Annotated in this window: 24 protein-coding genes and 1 tRNA gene; 5 read left to right on the plus strand and 20 right to left on the minus strand. The window is 29.9% G+C overall.

Annotation, left to right across the window (positions count from 1 at the left end; genetic code table 11):
* Window positions 1-53: 53 nt before the first annotated feature.
* The 4 genes from KEC93_RS25115 (at window position 54) to KEC93_RS25130 (ending at window position 4,836) form a co-directional block, all read left to right on the plus strand.
* Entirely contained in the window at window positions 54-824 is a 771-nt protein-coding gene (locus KEC93_RS25115; RefSeq protein ID WP_039773961.1) for a helix-turn-helix transcriptional regulator, read from the plus strand.
* Between the two features lie 171 nt (window positions 825-995).
* Entirely contained in the window at window positions 996-1,709 is a 714-nt protein-coding gene (locus KEC93_RS25120; protein WP_012061126.1) for a MurR/RpiR family transcriptional regulator, read from the plus strand.
* Window positions 1,710-1,935: 226 nt separating this feature from the next.
* Window positions 1,936-3,477, plus strand: coding sequence for a PTS transporter subunit EIIC (locus KEC93_RS25125; RefSeq protein WP_012061127.1), 1,542 nt, complete (start codon window positions 1,936-1,938; stop codon window positions 3,475-3,477).
* A 21-nt stretch (window positions 3,478-3,498) separates the two neighbouring features.
* Entirely contained in the window at window positions 3,499-4,836 is a 1,338-nt protein-coding gene (locus KEC93_RS25130) for a 6-phospho-alpha-glucosidase (RefSeq protein WP_012061128.1), read from the plus strand.
* A 443-nt stretch (window positions 4,837-5,279) separates the two neighbouring features.
* On the opposite strand, the gene KEC93_RS25135 is transcribed toward KEC93_RS25130, so the two are convergent.
* The 6 genes from KEC93_RS25135 to KEC93_RS25160 all read right to left on the minus strand — a co-directional run bounded on the left by KEC93_RS25135 (window position 5,280) and on the right by KEC93_RS25160 (window position 12,458).
* Window positions 5,280-5,438, minus strand: coding sequence for an aspartyl-phosphate phosphatase Spo0E family protein (locus KEC93_RS25135; protein ID WP_077829442.1), 159 nt, complete (start codon window positions 5,436-5,438; stop codon window positions 5,280-5,282).
* A 332-nt stretch (window positions 5,439-5,770) separates the two neighbouring features.
* A complete protein-coding gene (locus tag KEC93_RS25140; RefSeq protein WP_077868160.1) occupies window positions 5,771-7,219 on the minus strand; it encodes an MFS transporter in 1,449 nt (482 codons plus the stop codon).
* Between the two features lie 53 nt (window positions 7,220-7,272).
* Window positions 7,273-7,716 (minus strand): MarR family winged helix-turn-helix transcriptional regulator, encoded by a 444-nt coding sequence (locus KEC93_RS25145; protein ID WP_012061131.1) that lies wholly within the window; start codon window positions 7,714-7,716, stop codon window positions 7,273-7,275.
* A 1,285-nt stretch (window positions 7,717-9,001) separates the two neighbouring features.
* The gene (locus KEC93_RS25150) at window positions 9,002-9,478 is read right to left on the minus strand and encodes a PTS sugar transporter subunit IIA (RefSeq protein WP_012061132.1); all 477 of its coding nucleotides are present in this window, start codon (window positions 9,476-9,478) and stop codon (window positions 9,002-9,004) included.
* A 10-nt stretch (window positions 9,479-9,488) separates the two neighbouring features.
* A complete protein-coding gene (locus KEC93_RS25155) occupies window positions 9,489-11,045 on the minus strand; it encodes a PTS transporter subunit EIIC (protein ID WP_012061133.1) in 1,557 nt (518 codons plus the stop codon).
* 90 nt (window positions 11,046-11,135) lie between these two features.
* Window positions 11,136-12,458 carry a 6-phospho-alpha-glucosidase gene (locus KEC93_RS25160; protein WP_012061134.1) on the minus strand — a complete coding sequence of 441 codons (1,323 nt, stop codon included), beginning with the start codon at window positions 12,456-12,458 and terminating at the stop codon, window positions 11,136-11,138.
* A gap of 310 nt (window positions 12,459-12,768) precedes the next feature.
* On the opposite strand from KEC93_RS25160, the gene KEC93_RS25165 reads away from it, so the two are divergent.
* Entirely contained in the window at window positions 12,769-13,512 is a 744-nt protein-coding gene (locus KEC93_RS25165; RefSeq protein WP_012061135.1) for a MurR/RpiR family transcriptional regulator, read from the plus strand.
* Between the two features lie 165 nt (window positions 13,513-13,677).
* Here KEC93_RS25165 and KEC93_RS25170 read toward each other — a convergent pair.
* The 14 genes from KEC93_RS25170 to KEC93_RS25235 form a co-directional block, all read right to left on the minus strand.
* Window positions 13,678-13,767: transfer RNA gene (locus tag KEC93_RS25170), tRNA-Ser, on the minus strand.
* A gap of 270 nt (window positions 13,768-14,037) precedes the next feature.
* Window positions 14,038-15,213 carry an SAM-dependent methyltransferase gene (locus tag KEC93_RS25175; protein WP_023974929.1) on the minus strand — a complete coding sequence of 392 codons (1,176 nt, stop codon included), beginning with the start codon at window positions 15,211-15,213 and terminating at the stop codon, window positions 14,038-14,040.
* 83 nt (window positions 15,214-15,296) lie between these two features.
* Entirely contained in the window at window positions 15,297-15,968 is a 672-nt protein-coding gene (locus tag KEC93_RS25180) for a FadR/GntR family transcriptional regulator (RefSeq protein WP_041900610.1), read from the minus strand.
* A 21-nt stretch (window positions 15,969-15,989) separates the two neighbouring features.
* On the minus strand, window positions 15,990-16,577 hold the full coding sequence (locus tag KEC93_RS25185) for a hypothetical protein (protein ID WP_012061154.1): 588 nt from the start codon (window positions 16,575-16,577) through the stop codon (window positions 15,990-15,992).
* A 16-nt stretch (window positions 16,578-16,593) separates the two neighbouring features.
* Window positions 16,594-17,298, minus strand: a complete 705-nt coding sequence (locus KEC93_RS25190; protein ID WP_017212306.1) for an LrgB family protein — start codon at window positions 17,296-17,298, stop codon at window positions 16,594-16,596.
* Window positions 17,295-17,645, minus strand: a complete 351-nt coding sequence (locus tag KEC93_RS25195) for a CidA/LrgA family protein (RefSeq protein WP_017212307.1) — start codon at window positions 17,643-17,645, stop codon at window positions 17,295-17,297. Before KEC93_RS25195 ends, KEC93_RS25190 begins: the two co-directional genes overlap by 4 nt.
* Window positions 17,646-17,933: 288 nt before the next feature.
* Window positions 17,934-18,383 (minus strand): nucleoside deaminase, encoded by a 450-nt coding sequence (locus KEC93_RS25200; protein WP_012061157.1) that lies wholly within the window; start codon window positions 18,381-18,383, stop codon window positions 17,934-17,936.
* 214 nt (window positions 18,384-18,597) lie between these two features.
* Entirely contained in the window at window positions 18,598-19,536 is a 939-nt protein-coding gene (locus KEC93_RS25205; protein WP_077868159.1) for a carbohydrate kinase family protein, read from the minus strand.
* Window positions 19,529-20,986 carry a glycoside hydrolase family 32 protein gene (locus KEC93_RS25210; protein ID WP_077868158.1) on the minus strand — a complete coding sequence of 486 codons (1,458 nt, stop codon included), beginning with the start codon at window positions 20,984-20,986 and terminating at the stop codon, window positions 19,529-19,531. Before KEC93_RS25210 ends, KEC93_RS25205 begins: the two co-directional genes overlap by 8 nt.
* A gap of 21 nt (window positions 20,987-21,007) precedes the next feature.
* Window positions 21,008-22,000, minus strand: a complete 993-nt coding sequence (locus KEC93_RS25215; RefSeq protein WP_017212311.1) for a LacI family DNA-binding transcriptional regulator — start codon at window positions 21,998-22,000, stop codon at window positions 21,008-21,010.
* 189 nt (window positions 22,001-22,189) lie between these two features.
* Window positions 22,190-23,545, minus strand: coding sequence for a sucrose-specific PTS transporter subunit IIBC (locus tag KEC93_RS25220; protein ID WP_012061161.1), 1,356 nt, complete (start codon window positions 23,543-23,545; stop codon window positions 22,190-22,192).
* Between the two features lie 348 nt (window positions 23,546-23,893).
* Window positions 23,894-24,367 carry a DUF6106 family protein gene (locus KEC93_RS25225; RefSeq protein WP_012061162.1) on the minus strand — a complete coding sequence of 158 codons (474 nt, stop codon included), beginning with the start codon at window positions 24,365-24,367 and terminating at the stop codon, window positions 23,894-23,896.
* Window positions 24,368-24,651: 284 nt separating this feature from the next.
* Window positions 24,652-24,918, minus strand: coding sequence for a hypothetical protein (locus KEC93_RS25230; RefSeq protein ID WP_012061163.1), 267 nt, complete (start codon window positions 24,916-24,918; stop codon window positions 24,652-24,654).
* Window positions 24,911-25,804: a ParM/StbA family protein gene (locus KEC93_RS25235; protein ID WP_012061164.1), complete on the minus strand. Its 894-nt coding sequence runs from the start codon at window positions 25,802-25,804 to the stop codon at window positions 24,911-24,913. Before KEC93_RS25235 ends, KEC93_RS25230 begins: the two co-directional genes overlap by 8 nt.
* Window positions 25,805-25,991 lie beyond the last annotated feature (187 nt).

A 25,991-nucleotide genomic window follows, 5' to 3' on the forward strand; every position in this document is an offset into this window, starting at 1 on the left:
CAAGAAAGTATTTATATAATTGTAGACAAAATTTACTCTCTTGGAGGTATTCTATGTTAAAATACGAGTCGCACCACTTTGGAGAAAACACTCTTTTTTCCCACTACCATCCAATTAATCTTAATTACCCTGTTCATCTACATCGAAGCTTCGAGTTCATATCTGTTATTGATGGAGATCTTCAAATTTCTGTTAATAATAGAAATCTTGAAGTAAAAAAGGATGAATGTATATTAATTTTGCCTTACGAAATCCACTCTCTCTCAACTAAAAAGTACTCTGATGCTCGTATTTGCATATTTTCCCCCGAATATGTAAAAACATTTGACAGCATGATCTATGGTAAATTTCTCGAAAATCCAGTCTTTAATTTATCACATAACGCGCGAGCTCTTATACTAGACAAAATTTTCAGAGATAATGTCAATGTTCTCGAGATGAAAGCTTGTCTTTATTTGCTTTGTTCTGAAGTTATGGAACATACGCAATTACTTATAAGCGTGAAAAATGATTATGAATTATTACATAAAATCCTTAACTATATTCAAAATAATTTTACTAAAGATATCTCATTAAAAAGCATTGCAGATGAATTTTGCTACAGTTACAATTACCTATCCAAATATTTAAATAATGTACTCGGAATATCGTTTGTTGATTTTGTTAATCAAAATAGAATTAATTACGCGGCATATTTATTAAAAAATACAGAAGACCCGATTACTGATATTACTTATAAATGTGGCTACTCAAGCATCCGTTCATTTAATAGAAACTTTCTTAAGATTATGAATATGACTCCAAAAACTTATAGAAACTTTTAATCTACAGTTAATTAAATACCACATAATAGCAGTTTCAGTATTCTCAAACGTCTATAAATAAGATTACTCTTTTATCTATTATGTAGATTTTAACTTAATCATAATGATATACTAAAGGAAAAGTAATTTTATACGCATAAGAATTATTTTTATAGACGGGAAGTGTTAAAAATGCAAAGTAATATAAACCTCTCAGAGCTTGAAAAAATAATATTGAATAAAATACATGAGCATATCAGCAAAAATGAAAGGGTTGGAATAAATGGAGTTGCACAAGAATGCTTTGTTTCAAAAGCAGCAATTATAAAATTATCGAAGAAACTTGGCTACAGCGGATATAGTGAAATGTATTATACAATTCTTGCCTCTACTAATAATGCACTCAAATTGGACTTTTCGAATAATATTGTTAGTACTTATGAAAGTGAGACTTTAACAATTCATGTTAATATGCTTGTGGAATTACTAAGAGAATATAGCGAAAAAAGAATCTATCTTGATTCCCTAGGCTTTTGCGACAGTGCTAAGGAATATTACTTACAAAAATTATTATCATTTGGATTTGATGCCGCTAGCAGCTATCATTACGAAGCATTCAGTAAGAATAAATCTGGACTTTATTTTTTTCTTTCTTATTCTGGGGCAAGGTCAGAAGTTCTTGAAAAGGTTAACGTAGCTATAGAGAATAATTTTAAAGTTGTAGCCTTTACTTCAACTAAAGATTCTCCATTGGGCAAAATAGCTCATATGACAATAGAGGTTGCTGGAACAAAATCAGATAAAGAGCATTACCTACCTAATTTTTTCACTTCAAATTTAATAATCTTATTAGAATTAGCATTAAGCAAATATTCTAATAAATATTTATCGCCACAAAGAAACTAGTGTCTATAAACTCAATTAAATATGATATTTACTCCATGAAAGGTCTGTTAAAAGTAGATTACTTTGTAAAACTCTTTACAATGTTCACTTCTAACAGATCTTCTTATATTTGTAGTTCAGTGAACTTTTTCACTAAAAGTAAACATTATCATAGAAGTGGCAATTCCATTGATACTCTATATATTCTAGTGTATTCTAAAGACAAATAAAAGGAGGTACATATTATATGAAAGAAAAATTATTATCATTAAGTCAAAAGTTTTCACAGGCCGCAGTTCAACCTGTAATGTTTTTAGCAATCATGGGAACTGGTCTCGCTATTGCTGTCATTATGCAACTCAGCTTTATGCCATCATTTATGATTTTTATTGGAACTTTATTAAAGACCATGATGAATGCTATGTTAAATAATCTTTCTATTATTTTCTGTGTTGGACTAACAACCGCATTTGCTAAAAATAAAAAAGTGGACGCTGCTATTATTAGTCTGATTGTGTACATTATATTTTTGGCTGGAAACAATGCATGGCTTACTTCACAAAATATGCTAGCTCAGCCTGGCGCCATGGGGTTATTTGGAACTGGGCAAAACCTTGTTTTAGGATTCCAGGTAGTAGATATGAATGTATTTTTAGGCATAATACTTGGATGTATTACTGGATACGTGTTTAATAAAGCGTCTAATATACAATTCGTAGAAATGTTTCGAGTATACGGCGGATCACGACTTGTATTTATAATTATGATACCAATTACTTTAATATTAGCAATTGTACTTAGTTATGTATGGCCTGTTATAAATTATGGCATTTCTTGTTTATCAATATTCATGAAAGGCGCAGGCGCATTAGGAGTATTCGTATATGCATTTGGTAACAGATTTTTAATTCCAACAGGATTACATCATTTATTATGGATGCCATTTTGCTTCACTGGATTTGGAGGAACTTCCCAAATTGATGGTAATACTGTTCAAGGCGCCGTAAACATTTTCTATGCAGAAATGGGTAGTGGTGCTAATTTAACAGCTATTGATCCTTCGATAAGATTTGCTACTTTTGGATTTGCAAAAATCTTCGCAAGCTTAGGTATAGTTCTTGCTATGATAAAAACTGCAAAAACAGAAAATAAAAGCACTGTGAAAGGTTTGCTTATACCAACACTCTTCGTTTCAATGGTGGCAGGTATTACAGAGCCACTTGATTTCTCATTTCTTTTTATATCACCATTACTTTGGTTAGTACACGGATTACTCACTGGCTTTTCAGAAATGCTACTTTGGGTATTAGGATCAAGGACATATTCAATCTATGGCTTACTTGATACTATAGTTTGCAATTCTGTTATAGATCCAAAGTTATCTAAGATATACATTTTCTTTGCCGTTGGTATTGTAATGGCTATAGTATGGTACTTCACCTTTGTTTTCCTAATTAAAAAATTTGATATAAAGACACCTGGTAGAGAGGAAGAATCTCTTAATAATGATATAATCTGTGACTCCCCTGAAAGTAATAATCCTAACAATCAAAATGCCGAATTATTTATTGAAGGGCTAGGTGGTGCAGAAAATATTGTGGAAGTAAACAACTGCTTTACGCGTTTAAGAATTGATGTAAGTGACATTAACAAAGTAGATAAAGAAATAATTAGTAAAGCAAAACAAAAAGGTGTCGTTATTAAAGGGAATAACGTACAAATTATTATTGGAATGACTGTAGAATCTGAAAAAGAAAAACTTGTTAATGTATTAAACACAAAAAAATAAAACTAAAAGGAGTAATGTAAAATGAAAAAGTATTCAATCTGTATCGTTGGCGGAGGAAGCCGTTATACACCAGATATGCTCGCAATGTTATGTAATCAAAAAGATAGATTCCCCTTAAGGAAAATTATCTTATATGATAATGAAAGTGAACGTCAAAGTATAGTTGGAAAATATGCTGAAATCTTATTTAAGGAATATTATCCAGAACTCGAAGAAATTATATATACTACTGATGAAAAAGAAGCCTTTAAAGATATAGACTTTGCACTTATGCAAATTCGTGCAGGAAGATTAAAAATGCGTGAAAAAGATGAAAAAATTTCATTAAAACATGGATGTCTTGGTCAAGAAACATGTGGTCCTGGAGGATTTGCTTATGGATTAAGAAGTGTTCCTGCTGTTATTGACATAATAAAAAATATTCGTACTTATTCTCCAGAATGTTGGATTTTAAATTATTCAAACCCAGCTGCAATTGTTGCTGAAGCAACAAAGAGAGTATTTCCTAGTGATCATCGTATTATAAACATTTGTGATATGCCAATTGCAATCATGGACATTTACGCAAGTGTGCTTGGCTTAAAAAGAAAAGATTTAGAGCCTAAATATTTTGGTTTAAATCATTTTGGCTGGTTCACCAATATCTTAGATAAAAAGACCGGAGAGGATTATTTACCTAAATTAAGAGAAATATTAAAAACCCCAGTAGATGTACAAACAGAACCTCTTTTTAAAGAACCTTCATGGAAAGCAACCTTTGACTTTATGAGTCAAATGATTAATGATTATGATGAATATCTGCCAAACACATATTTGCAATATTATTTATACCCAAATAAAATGAGAGATAAAGAAAATCCCAAATACACACGTGCTAATGAAGTAATGGATGGAAATGAAAAAGAAACTTACGAAAGATTGCGTGAAATTATTTCTCTAGGTACGATGCATGGTACCAAATATGAAATCACCAGTGATGTGGGATGCCATGCAGAATATATAGTTGATTTAGCAACAGCAATCGCAAATAATACAAATGAAATCTTCTTAATAATTACGGAAAATAACGGAGCTATTCAAAATGTTTCATCTGGAATGATGGTAGAGGTTCCATGCCGTGTTGGAAGTAATGGTGTTGAACCATTAGCCGTAGGAAGTGTACCTACTTTTTACAAAGGACTTATGGAAAATCAATATGCATATGAAAAATTATCAGTGGACGCGTGCTTAGAAGGAAGCTATCAAAAAGCATTACAGGCACTTGTATTAAATCGTACAGTTGTAAATACTAATATTGCTAAAGAATTATTAAAAGATTTAATGGATGCAAACAAAGGTTATTGGAATGAGCTCCATTAGAATCTAGCTAATTCATAACGTATGCAATCTATATACTTGATCAGACAATCTTCTCTGATACTTCAAAATAAAACCAGGGTTTATTTTTAAACCCTGGTCTGTTTCGAAACAAGTGTACTTATGGGGACTTTAAAATCATTTTCGGACTAATCCTAAAATATTATTGTTAAAATCAATGTCCATGAGAACCACCTCTTTCAGTTATTATTGTGTGTAATATGAAATTAAATATACTAGAATATAAAACCATATATTCTAATATTACACTTTCAAGAGAAAACATGCCTTGCTATTTTCACTTAAGTGCAAATGGTAAGAACATGTTTTATTATTTTCTGGCTAATATCATTGTTTTTATATATTCATAAAACTATATGATTTAGAAATACTAATCTACAGATAATATAAAAACATCAGTTCGAATTTTTGCGATAAAAAAATACCTAAATACTTTTATTAATACTGTTCATATATTCATTAATCAACTTATCTAGCTTTATACTAAGTTCTAATAATTCCTTATCATTTGTAATTATTTCCTTATTGTCAATTAATATATTTAATTCGTCTCTAGTTCTTTCAAGTTCACTCTTTATACCCATAGCTTTCGTTCTTCCCTATTCCTTAAATTTATACTTTATCCATATTATACAATAACAATGCATTAATTTCAAACATATGTTCGTATACTTCTTATAATTATGATCTAGCACTATAAGCCCCCATTACGGACTTTCACCGATTAGTACGTGCCCATGCTGGGCACACCAAAAAAATAAGAGCTTATATTTCATAAACTCTTATTTTACACAATGATGTCTGAAGCTCTTATATGTCCTATAAATATTTACATATATTTATAGTTACATAGGAATATAGTTATCTTTTTAAATATGTTTCTATGAATAAAGGTATATATTTACCTTTATTCATATTAAACTTTAAACTGGTGCTCCAAATGCATATTAGAGCTTTTCAGCTTTTTACTTCTTAGTCTTAAAAAAGTCAAGGCAGCACCGATTAAGCTTATTACTGCAGCCGCTATATATACAGTTCTCATAGCATATATAAAAGCATCATTTCTCCCTGCTACAAAATCTGTAACACGGTATCCAATTATAGAACTCATCATGCTATATAAAAGCGTTGTAGCTAAAGCTATCCCACATACCATTCCCAAGTTTCTTACAAGAGCATTTACACTTCCTGCAATTCCAAGTTTCTCTTTCGGTACTGTTGACATTATCAAAGAATTATTAGGCGATTGAAATAATCCCATACCAATAGACATAATTCCTATGAATATTATTGTGATTATTACAGTTGAATTTACATTTAAAGTGGACATTAATATTAAACCTAGGCTTATAAGTATCAAACCTATGAAGGTTAAAAGCTCTGAACCAATTTTATCTGATAAGCTTCCACTAAGAGGTGCTACTACAGTTAAGAGTAATGGATAAACCATCATTATTAATCCAGTATGTTCTGGTGTATAATTCATTACATCTTGAAGGTAAAATGGCAGAATAATATTGTTACAGAAGATTGCCACAAAAGTTACAAATGCACAAAATATACTTAAAGAAAATAATTTATTGCTAAATATATTTAATTGTAATAGAGGATCTTCTTTTTTCTTTTCCACAAAAATAAATATTATAAATGAGACAATTGCGATGGCAAAGCTCAATAAAATCATTGGATCTGAAAAGCCAATATTCAACCCTTCATCTAAAGCTCCAAAGAGTGGAACTATTGCAAACATAAATAATACAGCTCCTAAGATATCTAATTTTCCCTTAACTGTTTTATTCCCATTCGGTAACAATTTAATAGCATAAAATAATGCTATTACTCCAATAGGTACATTTATCAAAAAAATATATTCCCAACTTGCTGCGCCTACTATTAGTCCTCCAAGTCCTGGTCCTATTAGAGATCCTAAAGCTACAGAAGTACCTAAAAATCCAAGAGCTTTTCCTCTTTCATGTGGAGGGAATGTTTCTGTAATAATCCCTTGATTATTAGCCATAGTTCCAGCAGCGCCTATAGCTTGTACTATTCTTGCTAAAATAAGTATTGGAAAAGAATTTGTTATACCACATAGTAACGATCCAAGGGTAAATAATCCTAATCCGAATGTAAACATCTTGGATTTTCCAAGCATGTCTCCAAGTCTTCCAAAAATCAATACTGTCCCAGCAATTACTATTAAATAACTTGTTGCAACTAATTGTATACTAGATGTTGTTACATTTAAAGCAGTAGCCATTTTAGGTAATGCTACATTTACAATGCTACCATCTAGAGCAGACATAACTGTAAACATTAAAACTATTACTAATATGGACCATTTGCTTCTATTTTTTATATTTTCCATAAATTTTCCTCCCTTGTCACTTGTCAATATTTAACTTACATAACCATATTACCTTAATTCTCAAATTCGTTTAATCTTCGGATATTGATTAGAATTTTCTTTAAAGACTGCATTGTAATTAACATTTCTGCTTCTGATACATCTTCTGTTATTAAACTCATCAACGTTTGAACATCTTCATGAATTTTGGGCAATACTTCTTTAGCTTTCTCTGTTAGATATAATTTATAAGATCTGCTATCTTTTTCATCTTGTTCTCTATAAACGTAACCAAGATCTACTAATTTTGTAATTGTTCTTGCAGACATTGCCTTGTCATTACCAAGTTCTTTGCTTAAGCCGTTTTGGCTTATACCTTCGTTTCCTTCAAGATTAAACAAATATGGGCTGGAACCACTGCTTAATCCATATTTTTTTAAGGCCTTTTCTAAATACATTTGCTTATATCTAAAAATTTTACTTGTAATCATTATGAGGTTCATGCTTTCAACATCCATAATCATTCTCTCCTTATAATATAATTGATTAGTCTACTATATTATATTTACACTGTGTTGACTTGTCAACGTTTATAGTGGAACAATTTTACTTCATATAATATAAATATTCTATTTATATTCACATAATCTTGATCATCATACAACCCGTTCTCACAACAGACTTATATAAATTACTTTTGAATAATCTTTTTAATTATTGAAAGCATGGTAATTGATCTCTTACTACAAAGTGATAATATAACAGCTCATTGTCCATATTTACTTATAAACATTATCAAATTTATACTTTTAAAATTTATCATCTTATCATATTGCAATATAATTGATTAGTCAACAATACTTTATCATCGTCAAGTTGACTAATCAACCTATTGTAGTATTATCTCCCATCCACGCTCGCATAAAGCGTTGGTTGCATCACCCTATTTTGATTAGAATATAGCTGGAAAATTAACGTCTTATACGGTAGTTTGAGGTATGATTTGGACAACTTAAAAATATTAAAAAATGCCTGAGTGCTTAGTTTTACTTAGCACTCAGGCATTCTTCACATCTTATTTCATGGCGGAGAGAAGGGGATTTGAAAGCTTTCTCGTCATTTCTGTAACCTTAGTTTTTCCAAAGCTTTCAATCCTATTTTTCATTATTTGATTACAATACTGATTACAAAAAATATGGTAGATTACAATCTTTTGAGGTAAACTACGGTTAGTCTATATCAATCTTCATACCCTCAAAGTCATAAAACCACGCTTGTAACTTATTATTAGTCACATAGCATTCTTGTCCTATAACTTTAATAGGCGATTGTTTATTATCTATAATTTTTTAAATTTTGTTCTTCCCATCTTAAACATATTCATTAAATCTTCTTTATCTCATATTTTAATCTGCTTGTTTTTTGCCACCTCTGCCTTTATCTCAGTCATCACTTCTTCTTTTAATTGTTTTTTAACTCTTCAATTATTCCTTTTTCCATCATCACGAACACTCCGAAAAATATATTTCAGTTTTAACTGATGATAGAAATAATTTATGTTAAAAACTAAATCTACTTCATGATTCAATTCTCCCTATTTTAACTAACCAACTTCAAATCATTTTTTACGCACATACCTAAAATTATCTGATGATGCAGAATATGTTATAAACAGATATATAAATTAACGAGTTGTGCTAGTTATCTATACACTTACATAACAAGGGAAACAGGTCTATAATTTCAAATCTTATTATTAGACTTGAATTGCACACTATTCCCTTTATTATCCATATTAATTGGCTATTGTGAGATTTTCATTATCTCAGCTCCAGTTTGCTTGTCTCCAAAATATTTAATAATATTTCTATCCGCATGATTAATTATGACAACTGGAATTATTGTATTAATCCCTTTATTTTTCATGAACTCAAAGTCTACTTTTATAAGTTTTTTACCTGTAGTTACTTCGTCACCTTCATTTATTAACACTTCAAAACCTTCACCATTTAAATTAACTGTTTCTAATCCAATATGAATTATTATTTCTAAATCATCACTACTCTTTAGTAAAATTGCATGCTTAGTTTTAAAAATTTGAGCTACATAACCATTTACTGGTGAGCATATAATATTATCTTCAGGAATTACTGCAATACCTTCACCCATAATTTTATCAGAAAACACTGGATCTGGGACTTCGGAAATATCAACAATTTTCCCCTTTATCGGAGAATATATTACAATATCATTTTTTTTCTTAAATAATTTACTAAACATATATAATCACCTATTCCATTCCAAGTAAATCTCTTACTTGAGTTTTATAAACATCAGCTTTTGCTCCATAGATGACCTGAACACCATCTTTAACCTTAACAACTCCATTAGCACCAAGTTTCTTCCATATATTATCATCTTTAACCATAGACATATCATTAACAGAAACCCTCAATCTTGTAAAGCAGGCATCTACACTTTTAATATTATTTTTTCCTCCAAGTGCATCGACTATATCATTAATTATTGTATTACTTGATGAAACTACTGAAATTTCTTCTGAATCTTCTTCAAGTTCTCGTCCTGGAGTTTTTAAATCCCATTTTTTTATTGCAAATTTGAAACTGAAATAGTATAAACAAAAATATATTACACCTACTATAGGAACAAATATCCAGTGAGAACCTTTATCTGATTGCATAATTCCATTAAATATAAAGCTTAAGAAAGGTCCACCAAAAGCTGCACTTCCAGGTATATTAATTTGTAACAAATAAGTTACAAGATAAGCAGTTCCTGCAAATATAGCATGAATTCCATATAATGCTGGTGCTACAAATAAAAATGCAAATTCAATTGGTTCTGTAATTCCAGAAAAGAAGGCTGGAATTACTGCTGCAAGAAAAAATCCCCCTATAACTTTTTTTCTTTCAGGCTTTGCACACTTATACATAGCCAAAGCTGCCCCTGGCAATCCAAACATAGATTCTATAACTTTACCATTCATAGCAAATCTAGTGACATCAATATTAAACATTTCTCCTGGAGTAGCTAACTGAGCCTGATAAATATTAACAGCACCTTCAACTACTTTTCCACCTATCTCCATACTACCACCAAGACTTGTAAAGAAAAATGGAAGATATACAAAATGATGAAGTCCAAAAGGAAGAAGAGCTCGCTCAGCTAGACCGTATATCATAGATCCATAAGCACCAGAGTTTTTAATTAATATACTTAATTCAATTAATATACCTTGAATAAAAGGCCATACTACAGACAATGCTAATCCTAAAATTAATGATCCGATAATAGAAACCATTGGGACAAATTTTGTACCACTAAATATTGATAAAACAGGAGGTAAAGATATATTATAATATTTATTATGTAGATAAACGATTAAAAATCCTACTATTATTCCACCAAAAACTCCTGTATCAACTGTTGGAACTCCTAGTATATTTGATTGTCCTACAAGCAGTTTATCTGGGTTTATTTTACCAAGATTAATAAGTAAGGCGCTCATGGTTACATTCATAACCATATATCCTAAAAAAGCAGATAAAGCTGCAATACCTTTCTCTTTTTTTGCATAACCTATAGTTATTGATATTGCAAAGATTGCCGGCAAATTATTAAATACAATTGATCCTGATGATTTAAGCAAACTAAAAAACAACTTGAAAAATGGCATTTGCAAAAAAGGCATCGTTTTCATTACAGATGGGCTTAAAAATGCAGACCCAATTCCCATTAATATACCAGCAATTGGCAATATAAGTATTGGGGTCATTAATACTTTTCCTAATTGTTGAAATTTAGAGAAATAGCTTGTATTTGTCATTTATTCTTCCTCCTAATATAATAATTATTTCATATTTTATTAGAATATTGGTACTGTTTTTTAATATACCAATATTCTATTTAAATCTTATTATTTAAATTCAGGCCAATACTCCTTGTTGGCTTCTATTAATTTATCAAGTACCGCTCTTGCTTTTTTAGCAGATACGATAGTTCTGTTCATAGTTAATGCCTGTAACGCTTTTTCATATGAACCTTCAAAATAAGCATCTACTGTTAATTTTTCATAAGCTGATTGTGATTCAATTAGACCTTTGTAAAATGTAGGGATTTTACCTACTGAAAGAGGCCTTGGTCCATTTGCTGTCATTATCGAAGCAACTTCAACCATTACATCATCATCTAAATTTGAAATTATTCCATTATTTTTTACAATTACGATATATATTTTTTTAAGATTATAAGCAATAGATTCAGCCACTTCTATCATAAATTCACTGTGTGCATCATTATGAACCATCACAGAACCTTCTACAGTACCAGCTTTAGCGACTCTTCTACATTCTTCAAAAACTCTCTTTTCTCTTCCATCCATAACTTCATTTGCTCTTGTATAATCTGGATTTAAATGACTAACTTTATAATCAGGATAATAATAATATTGTAAATAAGTATTTGGAAGATATTCTGGGAAATCATTAACCATATCCTGTACCATTGCATAAGTATCTAACCATGATTTATCTCTTTGCTCTGCATCTACAGGAATAAATCCCCTTTCTTTTATTACTTTTCTAAGTTCTGGAACCAAATCGTTTCCATTTTCATCATATAAATTAGTAAACCATCCAAAATGATTTAATCCAAAATAAACTGGTTCAAAGTTTTTCGAATCTTTTCCCAAAACTCTGCCATAAGAACGTAATAAATTAACTGGTTGATCACATATATTTAAAACTCTCTTATCTTCTGGAAATTCTCTTCTTAATGCCTCTGCCACTATAGCAGCTGGATTTGTATAATTTAATATCCAAGCATCTTTAGAATACTTTCTTATATCCTTTATTGTTTTAATCATGTCTTTTATAGATCTAAGACCATACGCAAATCCTCCAGCACCACAGGTTTCTTGCCCTATTACGCCTAAGCTTAAAGGAATTTTTTCATCCTTTTCCCTCATCTTATAACCACCGGTTCTCATTTGCATAATTACAAAGTCAACATCTATATAAGCTTCTTCAACCTTTGTAGTGTATCTAAAATCCAATTCAGGGTATCTTTCATTAAACAATACTTTTGCATAATTTGCAATTGTTTCTTGACGTTCTTTATCTATATCGAACAAAATCAATCTATTTATAGGAAACCTGTCCTTTAATTTACATAAACTTGCGAGAAGTCCTGGAGTCCATGTACTACCTCCACCAACTAATGATACATTGAATTTTTTCATCTAAAACATCCCCTTATATATCTACTGTACAAGGTATTATTAATCCCTTGTCATAGAAATTTTAACACTCTTTCATGTGGTACCATTCATGATACTTTTAGTATAATGTGATATTATCAATAAGAGAAGGGTTTAAACAGCTTTAGAAAATTTTTTCACATATAGTATAATGTACATTTATGAAAATATTTTCATTTGTGTGTTATAATTAGTAACACACAACATCATATTTCTTTTACTAGAATGGTGCAAAATTTTGTGATGTTTCCAATTTTCTGCTCTTTGTGATATTCTTTTAAGGAGGCACTTTATGACAATATTTGATACTATTGAAAAAAATAGAAAATTTCTAAATAAAAATGAAAATTATTTACTTAAATATATATTGGAAAACATTGAAAAGGTATCAAACATGAGAATTCAAGATCTTTCTAAAGAAACCTTTACTTCCACTGCAACAATAGTGAGATTCTGTAATAAATTATCTTACTCAGGATACTCTGAATTTAAAGCAAACTTGAGAAATTCAATAGATAGAGAAAATAATCATAAAAAAATATCCGATAATATGTTTTTATTTGATGATATTGCTAAAACTAAAGATTTAATCAATGATTCTCTGATTGATGAAGTAATAAGTATAATCCACGATGCTGAAAAAATAGATTTTTACGGGGAAGGTTCCTCTAAAGATGTATGTATAGATATCTCAAGAAAATTTCATCTTGTAGAAAAAAACTGCAGATATTTTAACGACTCCAGCATAATGTATTCTACAGCAAGCGATCTTGATAGTAAAACTCTAATTATTGCTATATCCATGTCCGGAGAAACCTCCCAGGTAATCAAGGCAGTAAATATAGCAAAAACACGAGGCTGTAAAATCATATGCGTTACCAGTGTAGGTTATAATACATTAGCCAACTTATCTGATAAATGCCTTTTCATATTCTCAAGTGAATATGAAATAAACAGCATTAAATTCAAATCCAGAGTAACAGCGAATGCCATAATGGAATATGTGTTCTTCAGATATTTAGACAAATATCTGTAATTAAATTATATACATTTATAACTGTATTATTTGCCATAGATTCATCATCATACAAAAGCCACTATAGTTATTGACAATATTTTCAATAACTATCTAAATATAAAGAATGCCTGAGAGCTTAGTATTACTAAATTCTCAGGCATTCTTTATATTTCGTTTTTTAATTGGCGGAGAGAAGGGGATTTGAACCCCTGATAGAGTTGCCCCTATACACGCTTTCCAGGCGTGCTCCTTCGACCACTCGGACATCTCTCCATATAGTATTTAATGCTTTATTATAATATCATATAATTGTCATCGATTCAACTGAATATTTTCTATATAGAAATCCTATCATTTAATATAATAGAATCTATTTATTCATATTTAATATAAACCATCATCCTTCCATTTTCGTAATTAATGCAAATAATAGGCAGAAATACTTAAAATTTAAGTACTTTTGCCTACTATAAATTACTTCTTATTTAATTAGCTATAATTTAGTAATACCACAAATTTATCTCTTAAAGTACTTATATGGACTTATTTATACATATACTCTCTAGTCCATGGTAAATCGTTGTTTACTCCTTTATTGAATACAAATTGATGAATACTTATATTTCCGGAGTTAAAAGATGCTGCACAAGCATTTAAATACAATCTCCACATTCTTATAAATGTTTCATCCTTAGTCTTCCTTATCTCTGGCAATGCATTCTCAAAGTTCTTTGCCCAATGCTCCAAAGTTCTTCCATAATGAAGTCTTAGGTTTTCTGCATCAATTAAAGTGAACTTTTCATCTGACATACAATTGATTAGTTCTCTAACTGCTGGCACATATCCGCCTGGGAATATATATTTATCAATCCATGTATTATTTCCTCCAACCTCTGTTGATGTTATGCAGTGGAGTAAAGATACCCCTTTATCATTTAATAAGTTATTGACATTTGAAAAATACTCTGCAAGATGATCTTGCCCTACATGTTCTAACATTCCCACACTAACTATTTTATCAAATGTTCTATTTTTTAGTTCCCTGTAATCTACAAGTTCAACTTCAAGAAGATCCTCTAATCCTTCACTTTTTATTCTTTCTTTAACTTTTGCTAATTGTTCAGAACTTAAAGTTATCCCCATCGCTTTTACCTTATATTTTTTTGCCGCAGATATTATCAGTTCACCCCAACCACAACCTATATCAAGTAGTGTTTCTCCTTCTTTTAAGTTTAACTTTTTAAGAATATGCTCTACTTTATTCTTTTGTGCTTGAGTTAATGAATCACTTTTTGATTTGAAGTATCCACATGAATATGTCATAGTATCATCTAACCATAATTTATAAAAATCATTTCCAATATCGTAGTGGAACTCAATATTTTTCTTGCTATTTTTGATACTATTTGTAGCCATCCTTAGTAAATTTGCATATTTGTCACTATTACTCAAAAAACTTTCCTGATTATTATATAAAGATTCTATAACCTTTTGAATGCTTCCTTCAATATCTATTTTTTTAGTCATATAAGCTTCACCAAATGTTAATGAAGGATCCTTTATAATATCGGCTTTAGGAATAGGCTCATTAAATATTATTTTAAATTCTGGATTCCCTTCCCCATAAATTTCTGAACTTCCATCCCAAAGTTTTAATTCAAAAGTATCTGAAAATAAATTCTTAAATAATGTTTTGTAAAATATTTTATCAATAATCATCGATAATCATCTCCCTATTTAAAATTAATTATTAAATATAGAACTTTAAACAGAAATATGCAAATTAAATTTCTAAATAGATTCTAAACAATATGATTTAATTCCAAGTGTTTTTGTGCCGCAATTGAAGCTGCATTAGAATCATGATCTTTTAAAGCTCTCCATATTTCTTCATGATGATTTTTTACAGGTATTTTATTAATAGTATGAACTTTTGAATTTTCAATATATTTTTCAACCAAAGAAGATATAGAAAACATTATAGTTGAAATTAAGTGATTGCCAGTAGCTTGCGCTATTTTATAATGAAATTTTTTGTCTAATATAGCACAGGCTTCAATATCTGAATTATTATTTAATTCGTCCATTATTTCCTTCAATTCTATAAGTTGTTCATCAGTTATATTTTTAGCAGCGATAGCTGCTGTTTCTGGTTCAATTATTTTTCTAAGCTCAAGAACATCCTCACTTTTGCTTCCTAGAAGTAAGAATACAATAGATAAAGGTTCAAGCAGACTATTTTCAAAATTTTCATTGATAAAATTCCCTTCCCCGTGCTTAGATTCTATAAGTCCAAGCATTTGTAAAGATTTTAGTGCTTCTCTAACAGATGCCCTGCTAACCTCAAGCTTCTCACATAAATCTCTCTCAGATGGTAACTTATCTCCACTCTTTAGTTCTCCTCTTTTAACAATTTCTTTTATTTGCTCTATTACTATTTCATATATTTTTGTACTCTTCACAGGACTTAACATCGATATCATCCTCTCAAAACTTTATATGTTTGCTTTTGATAAGTAGTTAAGTAATTCGTTGTAATTTTTTTCTGCTAACAGTTCTTTATTTTTTGAATTCTCTATTTTATGATTATGTATACTAATATTTTTTCTAAAGCTATCCAATGTGTTCATAATAGCAATTTTAAAAAGAGGAATACTATCAATTATTCTCTTTATTCCATATACATATTCATCATCACTTAGTTTAAAACATTGAAATAATCCAGAGGTCAACCTCCCATCAGAAAAGATATAAATATATCTATCGCTCATTTCATCAGATAAATTAACTTCTATTTTATGCTTATACAGTCTAAAAACAACATCTCTACTTTTTATAAATACTGGAAATATACTTGAAAAAAGCATCGCCATATTATTATCTTCCTCATCAATTAAACCAGAGAAGTCATTTTCATTAAGCTTCATTATAATTTCATCTGTGAATATGCTATTTTTTATCTCTTTTCCTAACTTTACTTTTAGCCTCTGTTCTCTCTCTTCAATTAATAAATTATCAATAGAACTAAATAACTTATTAATTGGACTCTCTCCCTTTTTGTAGTTATTTTTATCTCCATTCAAAGATAATCCCCCCTAACTAATTTAAAAATACTGAAAATAAACTCCATAATACAGGTGCTATCAGTACAGTCACAATCCCAGAAATTGCAATAGTCAAACTACTCATAGCTCCTTCAATTTCACCTATTTCCATAGCTTTTGCTGTCCCAACAGCATGTGATGAACTTCCCATGGCAATTCCCATGGCTACTTTATCATTTATCCTTAATATTTTATATAGGAATGGTCCAATGATAGAACCCAATATTCCAGTAATTATAATAGCAACAACAGCTACAGAAGGAAGCCCTCCTAACTGTTTAGATAATGCCATTCCTATAGGAGTTGTTATGGATTTAGGAATTAATGATTTTGTAAGCTCGCTTGAAAGATTAAATGCCTTCGAAAGCAGAATTACAGATATCATACCAGATACGGCTCCAAATAAAATACCTGATAAAATAGGCAAAGCATTTTCTTTAAACAAAGAAAACTTTTTATATAATGGTAATGCTAATGCAATAGTTGCCGGAGCCAAAAAGAAAGAAATTATTTGTCCCCCGCTATTATAATCATCATACTTAATATTAAATTTTAATAAAAATGTAATCAGAATTACTATTGCTATAAGTAATGGATTAAATATTGAAAGCTTAAGTTTTTGTTTTATTAAAAGACCTATTTCATAAGCAATAATAGATATTAAGACTCCAAAAACAGGTGAATTTATCATATCATTCATTTTGAAGTCACCTTCCTTAAAAATTTAACAACGTAGGCAGTCACAATCCAAACTACAAATGTAGAAATAACAATTATAGTGGAGAAAGGTATAATCTTGCCTTTAATTGCTTGAAATGATGTCACTAACCCTACCCCTGCTGGGATAAATAAGAATGACATATGAGTTATTAATACCTCACATATATCTTCAATCATCTCAACTTTAACAATTCCAAAATATAAAGCTAAGAAAAGAAAAATGAGACCTAAAACTGTGCCTGGTATAGGTAATTTAAAAACTACTTGTACTATTGTTCCTAAAAAATATGATACTAGAATAATCATTAACTGCTTTAAATACTTCAACTAAAAATCACCTCTTGTTTAAAAATCATTGGTATAGTGGTCTGACCAGTTGCTATTACTATATCATATTTATTTTTATATCTCAACTTCATAATATTCTAAAAATGTGATTTTATTCCCCATATTTCCAATTGGCTCTCACTAACTACCTATATCTTTACTAATCTCTTTAAATAAGAAAAGCACCTTAAATCTAATACTTTTAAGATTTAAAGTGCATAGTTTATTTCTATATTGCAATAAAATTTAAAATTAATTCCATTCTTAACTATATATATTTTTTATAATTTATTTATACTTATTTCTTCTCTGGCAAAAAAACTCCAACATGATATCAGAACATTCTTTATCATATAGCCATTTGGTACTTACAAAAGAATTTAACCATTTATTATCTGTAACATCAATTACCGAACCACAAGCACCCATATCTTTATTAAATGTTCCTATATATACTTTAGATATTCTACTCTGAATTATCGCCCCCGCGCACATGGGACAAGGTTCTAATGTAACATACATTTCAGCTCTATTTAATCTCCAATCTCCAATAAATTTCGAAGCTTCTTTAATAGCTAAAATCTCAGCATGAGCAGTACTATCATTTAAGGTTTCTTTTAAATTATGAGCTCTTCCTATTATTTTATCATCCAATACAATCACTGCTCCTACTGGAATCTCCCCTTTTTTCATTGCCATCTTAGCTTCTTCTTTTGCAATTTTTAGAAAATCAACCATTTGTAATGCTCCCATCATGAATTTTCTTGACTAAATATTTTTAATATTATATATGTTCCTTTCTCAATATTCTATCATATAATAAAAATATAAAATCATAAGTTTCATACTCATTATTATCAACTTATATTCAATAATCAAATAAAAATCCAAAAATATAGAAGGGATATATTTAAAATATCTCCCTCCTATATATGAATTCATCTAACTCGGCTTAATTTAATTCGTTTAGTGTCGGCATTGAAGCTATAGCCCCGTAGTTGGTGCATGTTATTGCACCTACCTTATTTGCAAATGAAACTATCTCTTTCCATCTATCAAAACTTATACTCTCTTTGTCATCAATATCGGATACCTGCCTTAATACTGCTCCAACAAATGCATCTCCCGCACCAGTGGAATCTACTTGCTTAATTTTTATAGATGGTATTACTTCATTTTTTCCATTAACACTTAAGTATGTGCCCTTAGAACCTAAAGTAACTGTTACAACCTTAACTCCAGTTTCATGTAACTTATTAACAGCGCTTTCTATATCTTTTTCTTTTGTTATTAAATATAATTCTTCATCACTTAGTTTCGTAAAGTTACTATATCTCAAGAATTTAACACAATCCTCAACAAACAACTCTAACTTGTCTTGAGTAATTAGTGCATCGCGGTAATTAGGATCAAATGATACATATATGTTATTAGATTTCGCATATTCTAATAGTTTAAAATATGTCTTTTTTAACTCTCCCTCTAAAAATCCCGTTGCAGACCCGAAATGAATTATATCTGAATTACTTATCTTTGATAGATCTATATTATCAAGCGAATATTCCCCATCACTACCTCTTAAGAAGTCAAAGTTACGTTCACCATTTGCATCAATTCCAACTAATGCAATTGTTGTACTTCCTCTTTCTACGGTCATCTCAGTATTTATATTCAAGCTTTTTAGCAACTCAACTAAATGCTTACCAAAAAAATCATTACCTACTTGTCCTAAAAAATAAGCATTACCTTCTAATTTACAAATACTCGCCGCTACATTTGCTGGTGCTCCACCTGCTTTTTTCTCAAATTTCTCTCCATTTTTTAAACCTTTATTATCTACACAAACCATATCAATTAAAAGTTCCCCAATGCAAAAAACATTATTATTCATACTTCACACTCCTTAAGTTCCACATATTTAGCTCATTAATTGTAATTTTGCTATCATTTCTTATTTGAAGTTCTAATCCTTCACTCTTAGGGTAATATGTTAATGTTGTTACTTCTAATCCATCTTGATAATATATTTCCATCACAGAATTGTCAATGAATACATTCATTTTTAGTTCTTTTGAAGAATTTAATTTGAATTTTCTTATGCCTTTTCCGCCAATATTCATATTACTTCTATCAACTGTACATAGTTGTCTTTTATTATCATATGTTATCAGAATATATTCGTCATTAAATTTAAATTTAACTTCTGTAGATTCAATATCCTCAACTTCTATACTCATCATTATTTCTATTGAACGAGACTCTAAAGCTAAATTGTACTTATTCAAAGTTAACCCTTTAATATCTATTAATTGAGTTTCTCTTAAATTTCTCATTTCATTAATGGGCTTTTGATAAAGGACATTATTCTTATACTCTAAAACTCTAGGCATAGTTAATGAATACATCCATCCATTCTCATACGTCGGGTATTCAGAGTCCCTATCTGGCATTCCTATCCATCCAACCATTATATTTTTACCATTATGATTAAATATTTGCGGAGCATAAAAATCAAATCCCATATCTAATTCTTTAAATCTGCTATGATTTTTAAGCTCAACGCTCTTTATATCTAGCTCACCAATTACATACCCTGCCTGATATAAATTTTGATTTTTCAATTCTTCTTTTTCTAAACCTTGTGGTGAAAATATAAATGCATGTTTGCCTTTACTTATCCTTATTATATTAGGACATTCCCACATGTATCCAAAGTCCTTCATATCGGTTTTTAACTCACCAAGCAAGTTCCATTTAACTGAATCTATTGATTCATAAATTAAAGCTCTTCCTTTTAAGTCTTCACTTTGAACACCTAATATCATGTAATAAGTGTCATCTTCTATAAATACATATGGATCTCTAAAATGAGCTGTATATCCGTTTGGTTGTTTATCTATAATTACTCCATGTTTATCTATTATTCCATCTTTATTACAAGTGGCTAAGCACTGATATGACTCTCTTTCACCATTTGGACCTTTTACGTTTCCTGTGTAGTATAACTTTAACTCATTATCTTTAATCAATGCACACCCTGAATAGCATCCATTTCTATCAAACCAATCTTGTGGTTTTAACGCTATTTGGGGCTTAGTAAAGTTAACGAAATTGGTTGTTGTTACTAATCCCCAGTGCTTTGTTTTATGCTCACATCCAAATGGATTCCATTGATAGAATATATAAAACTTATTGTCGTAATAACTTAATCCATTTGGGTCATTGATCAGACCAAACGGCATCTCAATGTGAAAGTTGTTTCGCCATATACTCGTTTCTTTATTACTGTAATAATTATTTAAATTTTGGTTTATTTCCTGGTATGATTTTGGGTTTGGCATCTTTCCTCTTCTCCTATTAATTTAATTAATCCCACCCACACTTTCTCTTTCTATTAGCCTCAAGGAAGTATCCTTATTCTCTTCTAACTCTTTTCCCTCTATTAAATCTAGAATTCCTTGAGCTGCTTTTATACCAATTAATTCATAATCAAAAGCTACTGTTGTAAGTGTAGGGTATGAAACACTTCCTATATCATATCCTCCAAATCCAGCTACTGAAATTTCTTCTGGAACTTTAATATTATTTTCATGTAAATATCTAAGTACTCCTAAACAAATATTATCAGTTGCACAAACTATTGCTGTGGGCTTATATTCTAATATCTGGCTAGCCTTACTGTATGCATTAGTAAATGAAAAATCAGTTTCAACAAATTGAACATTACAATCTGGATTATCTTTCTTCACGGCATCAATGAATCCATTTTTACGATCCACTCCTACTGCTATATCCCATTCATTTACTCCTAAAAACACTATATTTTTATGCCCCTTAGATTTAAAATAACTTCCAAGTATTTTTCCTGCTTCATAATCATCTATCTTTATATAATTAGTAAACTCATTTTTTTGTCCTGTAAATATAGTTGGAATACTAAGCCTACTAATTAATTGAATATGCTTTTTAGTAATAGCCATAGAATTAATGATTATTCCATCAACCCCTTGCTGATAAAGGCTATTAATGTTTGCTAGTTCTTTCTCTATATCTAATTCACTGATCAAAATAATTCCTTGATAATCATTTTCCATTAATTTTTTATTGATACCAGTTAATACTTTGCCTATTGTAACAGAATCGATTCTAGGAATTACAATTCCAACTAATCCACTTTTTTTAGTCTTTAATCTCTTTGCAAAAAAATTAGTTTCAAATCCGGTCTTTTCAATCGCTTCTTTTATCTTCTTAGCATTTTCTTCGCTCACATATCCATTATTCAAATATCTAGAAACACTACTCTTTGAAACATTAACCATATTAGCAATATCTTGAATTGTGACTTTTCGATCCATATTATCCTCCATATATGTTTTATATAAATATTATTATATATCATTAATACATATTATTGAAAAGATAACTTATAAACTTATATGGATATTAATATATAAAATATAACTTTATATAGCTTGATAGATTTAGCAAGCAAAATTATCCCTACTAAATCTATCTGTAATTCATCTAAATATTTATTATTATTCCTATTCTTCTGGCTTGAAGAAGAACAATGTTAAACAAAAAGCAACCGCTATAGCCACAACGTTAACTAAAATGTAACTTCCAAGATTGTTCACATATAATAGCATACCTGGTAATGCTGTAATTCCCATTCCTGTACCTGCTAGGTGAAGTATTCCTGAAAGCATCCCTCCAACTGCTCCTCCTGCACATCCAAATATAAATGGCTTTATGAATCTCAAGTTAACACCAAATATTGCTGGTTCAGTAATACCTAAAAATGCTGGAATTGCCGATGAAATATATAATGAGCGCTTCTTTTTATCTTTTGTTTTGACGGCTACTGCTAAAGCTGCCGCACCTTGTGCTACAATACCACAAGTTATCATTGCATTAAATGCATCTTTTCCTGTGCTGGATAGTAATTCAACTTCTAAAGCATTTAATGCATGGTGAACTCCAGTAACAACTATAAGTTGATGTACTCCTCCTACAACTAGTCCACCTAATCCAAATGGAAGCCCCATGAATCCTTTGATTGCTCCAAATATTAATTGCTCAGCATTATGCATAATTGGCCCAACTATTAATAATCCTAGTACCATTGAAAATAATAATGTAATAAATGGAGTTACTATTAGATCCAATACATCTGGAACTACTTTCTTAAGTGCCTTTTGAGTTTTAGCTGCAATAATTCCTAATACTAATGCTGGCAATACAGATCCTTGGTATCCAACTACAGGAATATTTAATCCTAGTATAGTTAGATTAATTGGCGTTGCTGTTCCCGCTGCCACAGCATAAGCATTTGGTAAACTTGGTGATACGAGCATTAATCCTATTACTATACCTATTACTGGTGTACCTCCAAACTTTTTCATGGTTGACCATGCAACTAATGCTGGTAAAAATGCAAAAGCAGTATCTGTTAATACTTGAGTAAAGAGAACAAAATTCTCATTCATTTGAACTCCTAGATTTGTCAAAAGACCTCTTAGTCCCATAAACAAACCTGTTGCAACTAATACTGGTATTATAGGTACAAATACATCTCCAAAAGTTCTAGATATTTTTTGAATTAATGTCATTTGGCTATAAGCTTCCTCTTTATTATTTCCAGTTACTAAGTCAGAATTTTGTCCAACTATGACATCATAAACTTTATTTACAAATCCTGTTCCAAGAATTATTTGGTATTGCGCTGCCGAGAAAAATTGTCCTTTTACACCATCAATATTTTCAATAGCTTTTTCATTTATTTTTTCCTTATCATTAAGTATAAGTCTTAATCTAGTTGCACAATGTTCTACTGATTTTATATTTTCTTTTCCACCAATATTCTCTAGAATTTCTTTTGCTACTATTTGTTCCTTCATTAATGTCCCCTCCTAATTCAATTAACCTCGAAAACCGTTTTCATGTTAATATGATACCAGTTCCATATATAATGTGTCAATACGTTTTTTACCTAAATAATAAATTATATAAATTTCCTTTTCCCCCCATGTACAATGCATAGTTTCTAATATATTATCCATTACGCCTCCCTATTCATATGATTTATATTTTCGAAAACTATAATTCATCTTATGTGGTACTGTTCCCACTATTATTGCTAATTTTAAGAATTAAATTTATATATAAAACAATTAGTTCTTAGAACATAAAAAAAGTGTACTCCTTTTTGTAGTTTAAGGAATACACTTATTAACTATACTGTATTTTTAAAATGTAATTTTTTGAACATAAATTATCTTGACTATTTTTTCAAGTTCTTCATTTAAGGCTAATTGTATTATTTTATTGTTGTTTAATTCAAAAGTATAAATCTTTAGTCCATTTATATTAGTATTATAATACGCTGCCACCCCGCTCTTAAGAGCATCTTTCCGTTCTGTAAGATATACTTTTCTCACATCATCTCTACTAATCTTTTGGGCAATCTTTCTTCTACTTGCATTGTAGACCTTAGTTATTGTTATATCACCATTATATAACTCATACTCATAATCAATATACATAAAGTAACTTCCCACAAAAAATATTAATGCTACTATTATTAGCGCTATTCCGATTATTGGTGATGCAAAAACAATCATTAATCCAACTACTAAAAAAACAATTGAAATCTTTTGGAGTATGTTACTAATTCTCTTAGGCTTATCTGATGGAATAAACTGTTCTAAAACAACTTCCATATTCTCACTCCCCCTTTAAACAGTTATATCTATAGTAAATATTTTAAATTAATTTATATCATGTAGTAAGCATAAAATCAAAATTTATTTCAATGAAAATTTCATTTTATCATTACTTAATTACTATTATACATACTAAGAGCAATAAATTATATTAGTTCTTTTACTTTTTGTGAAATATTACATAGATTTCATATAAATTTCTATAATCCAGCAACTATAAATTCATATCCTTTTATTAATAATGAGATGCATAAGAACAGATGAAAATTTTCATCTGTTCTTTACCACTGAAGCAATCTATCTATCTCATTTTCCTGCTCACTATCTATTTTTATAGATTCTTTTTCGTCTATGGATATAGCTGCCTCATCAATTTTATCATCACTAACTTTTTTAATCGTTGAAGGTATCATAGTACCTCTCATTTTTTCACCTATTAGTACAGTTATATATGCAGAAAAATCTAAACCCAGAGATTTAGCTTCTTTAGATGCAAATTCCTTAATATGGGGAGCTAAAGTAATTGTAGTTTTTAACTTTTTACACATTCTTACTCTTACCTATTATGTCATAAGTTTTTACATTAATCATCTGTGCATCATCTAATACTCTATAGTCTTTTAAATAATTTTTAAGCAATAAGGCTCCCCCACCTATGAAAACAAATCTCGAATATTTCGATTGCTCTGGAAATGCCTGTTTTATGGCATTTATTATTTCTCCTGCTCTCAAACTTAATACATTATCAATATCCTTGCTTACGTCTATTTCCTTTCCTTCTACAAATATAGCTTTATCTGCAATTATTTGTTCTGCTTTCATACGATTAGAGTAGTTGACTCCATATTTGGTTAACTCTTGTAGAAGTACATCATATGTCGGATTCACTCCCAATGGATACGTTCTACCTTCTTTAAATTGGCCATTGCTCATATATGCTATATCTAGTGTACCACCACCTATATCTACTACTAGCGTATCCTTTTCTACTAATGATTTATCATATAAAAATAATCCTGCCGACTGAGGAAATACAATTACTTTGGTAATTGTAAAACTTCTATTTTCTCCATTAAGTTTCATAAAGACTCGTCTATTTTCAAGAGCTTTTATCAGAGAATTCTTTTGTTCTGCAAAAAATTGAGCAGGAAGTCCTGTTATAACCCTTACATTGTTATCTATTGTTGAACTCATTGTAGCTGCTATAGCTGTATATAGGCAAATATGAAATATAATATCCTTATCTCTTGAATGTTCTATGCTGGTAAATCCATCATCATTACCAATTAAATATGTTTTATTGTTGTACTCAACAGTATATTTAGCCGTCTCTAACTCGTGCATCTTTTCTTTTACTGTCGATGAAAAGGAGCCTTCTATGTTATGTCCAATAAAATTTGTTGTATTGTAGCCTATGTCTGCACTGATTCTCATTTTTTAATCCCCCTTTTTTACTTTTACATTCTATTTGAATATCTTTTTATGGCGTTTATACCACCGTTCACCTAAAAATTATTTATCCTTATGAAATGTTTCTCCATTAATATTCCTTTGTATGTAGTTTATATAGCTATCATACTGCTAGTACCTTAGGCCATTAAACAGTATTTGTACAATGTAT

The organism is Clostridium beijerinckii, from assembly GCF_018223745.1.
GTDB lineage: Bacteria > Bacillota > Clostridia > Clostridiales > Clostridiaceae > Clostridium > Clostridium beijerinckii.